Annotated in this window: 3 protein-coding genes and 1 pseudogene; 2 read left to right on the top strand and 2 right to left on the bottom strand. The window is 70.6% G+C overall.

Features of this window, described 5'->3' with window-relative positions; genetic code table 11:
* Positions 1 to 16: 16 nt before the first annotated feature.
* On the bottom strand, positions 17 to 655 hold the full coding sequence (locus E7Z54_RS01925) for a 5-oxoprolinase subunit B family protein (RefSeq protein ID WP_136431239.1): 639 nt from the start codon (positions 653 to 655) through the stop codon (positions 17 to 19).
* Positions 652 to 1,395, bottom strand: a complete 744-nt coding sequence (locus E7Z54_RS01930; protein ID WP_240769468.1) for a LamB/YcsF family protein — start codon at positions 1,393 to 1,395, stop codon at positions 652 to 654. The genes E7Z54_RS01925 and E7Z54_RS01930 overlap by 4 nt, the downstream gene beginning before the upstream one ends.
* 176 nt (positions 1,396 to 1,571) lie before the next feature.
* Between E7Z54_RS01930 and ccrA the strand changes: the two genes are divergently transcribed.
* Complete coding sequence (gene ccrA / locus E7Z54_RS01935; RefSeq protein WP_206055957.1) at positions 1,572 to 2,912, top strand: crotonyl-CoA carboxylase/reductase; 1,341 nt, start codon at positions 1,572 to 1,574, stop codon at positions 2,910 to 2,912.
* 166 nt (positions 2,913 to 3,078) lie between these two features.
* A pseudogene (locus tag E7Z54_RS01940) lies at positions 3,079 to 3,270 on the top strand (hypothetical protein); the annotation flags it as partial.

Below are 3,270 nucleotides of genomic sequence, written 5' to 3' on the forward strand. Positions count from 1 at the left end.
ACCAGCAGCTCGCCGGTCATTGCGCGCGGAACCGAACGGTCGCGTCGGCCGAGAGCAGCGCGGGCGGGTCCCGGTCCAGGTCCCACAGGACGGTGTCGGTGCGGCCGATCAGCTGCCACCCACCCGGGGACGGGCGCGGGTAGACGCCGCTGAACTCGCCTGCGAGGCCGACCGACCCTGCCGGAACACTGGTCCGGGGCGCGTCGCGCCGCGGCACGCGCAGCCGGGGGTCCCCGCCGACGAGGTACGCGAAACCCGGCGCGAACCCCCCGAACGCCACCCGCCACGGCGTCCCGGTGTGGGCGGCGACGACGCCGTCCTCGCCGAGCCCGGTCAGGCGCGCGACCTCGACGAGGTCCGGGCCGTCGTACGTCACGGGGATCACCACCTCGAGCTCGCCCGATGGACGCACCTGACGTTGCTGCTCCGAAACCGCTTCTCGGACGACCGATTCGTCAGGTACGACGGCAGCCAGGCGATCGAGACCGACCGCCGGACCGGCGACCAGCAGCACCGTCCGAGCGCCCGGCACGACGTCTGCCACCAGCTTGCCGACCGCGGGGTCCGCCCGCAGCAGGTCCACACAGGCCACCACCTGAGCGGCGTCGCTGAGCTCGACGAGCAACCCGCGGTCGCCGTACGGGAGGAGTTTCACGAGAACGCCTGCACCGCGACCCCGGCCTCCGCGAGCGCGGAACGGACCGCCGCCGCAATCGCGGGCGCGCCGGGCGTGTCGCCGTGGACGCACAGCGAGCGCACTGCGCCCGACGTCGCGAGCCGGACCGCCTGGGCGGCGACTTCGGCCGGGTCGGTCAGGACCGCGCCGGGCTCGGAGCGTGGCACCAGACCTCCGTCGGCCCGGTAGGAGCGGTCGGCGAAGCCCTCGCCCACCGCGGGCAGGCCGGCCTCCTCGACGAGCCGGAGCAGCGACGCCCCGGGGAGGCCGAGGACCGGCAGCCCGCCGTAGGCGACGACGGCCTCGATCACCGCCCGCGCCTGGCGCTCGTCGGTGGTGACCGCGTGGTAGAGGGCGCCGTGCGGCTTGAGGTAGGTGACGGCGCCACCGACCGATCGAGCCAGCGCCTCCAGCGCACCCAGCTGGTAGAGCACGTCGGCGGTCAGCTCGTCGGGGGCGACGTCGATGAACCGCCGGCCGAAGCCGACCAGGTCGCGGTAGCCGACCTGGGCGCCGACGGCCACGCCGAGGCGTACGGCGAGCTCGACCGTACGACGAAGCATCAGCGGGTCTCCGGCGTGGAAGCCGCACGCGACATTCGCGCTGGTGAGGTGCGGAAGGAGGGCCGCGTCGTCCCCGAGCTGCCAGCGGCCGAAGGACTCGCCGACGTCCCCGTTGAGGTCGACCACCCCCTGAACGCCGCTGCCTGGTGCACTGATCACCGTCCTATGGTGGCCCATGCTGGCGTCGCCGAGCCAAGGACGGCGCCGGGCCGCCCATGAGCCGACGGAGTGAGACGACGCTCACGAAGGCGCCAACGAAGGGTTACCGATGGGTAATGTTCGCGGCGGCCGTATTGCCACCCCATCGAACAGACCCTAGGGAGACAACGACCGTGCAGCACATCCTCGATGCGATCCAAGCCGAAGGGACCTCTGCGGAGGACTTTGCGAACCTGGAGCTTCCCGAGTCCTACCGGGCAGTGACGGTGCACAAGGACGAGGTCGACATGTTCGAGGGCCTGCCCTCGAAGGAGAAGGACCCCCGCAAGTCGCTGCATGTCGACGACGTGCCGCTCCCCGAGCTCGGCCCGGGTGAGGCGTTCGTGGCCGTGATGGCCTCGGCGATCAACTACAACACGGTGTGGACCTCGATCTTCGAGCCGGTCTCCACCTTCGGGTTCCTCGAGCGCTACGGGCGCGAGTCCGACCTCGGCAAGCGGCACGACCTGCCCTACCACATCGTCGGCTCCGATCTGTCCGGCGTGGTCCTGGCGGTCGGCCCGGGCGTGAACAAGTGGAAGCCGGGCGACCGGGTCGTCGCGCACTGCCTCTCGGTCGAGCTCGAGGCTCCCGACGGCCACAGCGACACCATGCTCGACCCCTCGCAGCGGATCTGGGGCTTCGAGACCAACTTCGGTGGTCTGGCCGACGTCGCGATGGTCAAGGCCAACCAGCTGATGCCCAAGCCCGAGCACCTCACGTGGGAGGAGGCCGCCTCGCCGGGCCTGGTGAACTGCACCGCCTACCGTCAGCTGGTCTCCGCGAACGGCGGCAACATGAAGCAGGGCGACAACGTCCTGATCTGGGGCGCCTCGGGCGGGCTGGGCGGCTTCGCCACGCAGTACGCCCTCAACGGGGGCGCGAACCCGGTCTGCGTCGTCTCGAACGAGGAGAAGGCGAAGATCGTGCGCAGCATGGGCGCGGAGATGGTCATCAACCGTTCCGAGATGGACTTCAAGTTCTGGAACGAGGACAACACCCAGCAGAACCCCAAGGAGTGGCTGCGGTTCGGCAAGGCGATCCGGGAGCTCACCGGCGGCGAGGACATCGACATCGTCTTCGAGCACCCCGGCCGCGAGACCTTCGGCGCGAGCGTGTTCGTCACCCGCAAGGGCGGCACCATCACCACCTGCGCGTCGACCACGGGCTACATGCACGAGTACGACAACCGCTATCTGTGGATGAACCTCAAGCGGATCATCTCCAGCCACTTCGCCAACTACCGCGAGTCGTGGGAGGCCAACCGCCTGATCGCCCAGGGCAAGATCCACCCGACCCTGTCCCGCGTCTACACCCTGGACGAGGTCGGCCAGGCCGCGCTCGACGTCCACCACAACCTGCACCAGGGCAAGGTCGGCGTCCTCGCGCTCTCCCCGCAGGAGGGCCTCGGCGTGCTCAACCACGAGCTCCGCGAGCAGCACCTCGACAAGATCAACCTGTTCCGCGGCATCTGAACCTCCGCACGCACACACAGGGCGGGTCCGCGCACGGCGCGGGCCCGCCCTGCGACATTCGCGGCATCTCAGCCGGGTGGGGGCGGGGTGGGAAAGCACGACCGGATCGGGGATCATGGGCGGGTCCCCGAGAACATCGCAGTCGAGAGCCAGGAGGCTCGTTCTTATGAGCGACCAGGGTCTGTCCATCTTCGACGACGACGAGCCCACCCCGAGCGAGGAGACCCCCGTGACCACGAAGGCCGCCGATGACGAGCCGACCCAGGTGATGCCCGCAGTCGGCAACGCCCCGACACCCAAGCCCCAGGCGGGCCAGCCCGCGGCCGGGTCGCCCGCCGCGCAGCCCCCACGTCCGGAG

Origin of the sequence: Nocardioides sp. (assembly GCF_004803405.1) — a bacterium.
Classification (GTDB): domain Bacteria; phylum Actinomycetota; class Actinomycetes; order Propionibacteriales; family Nocardioidaceae; genus Nocardioides; species Nocardioides vastitatis.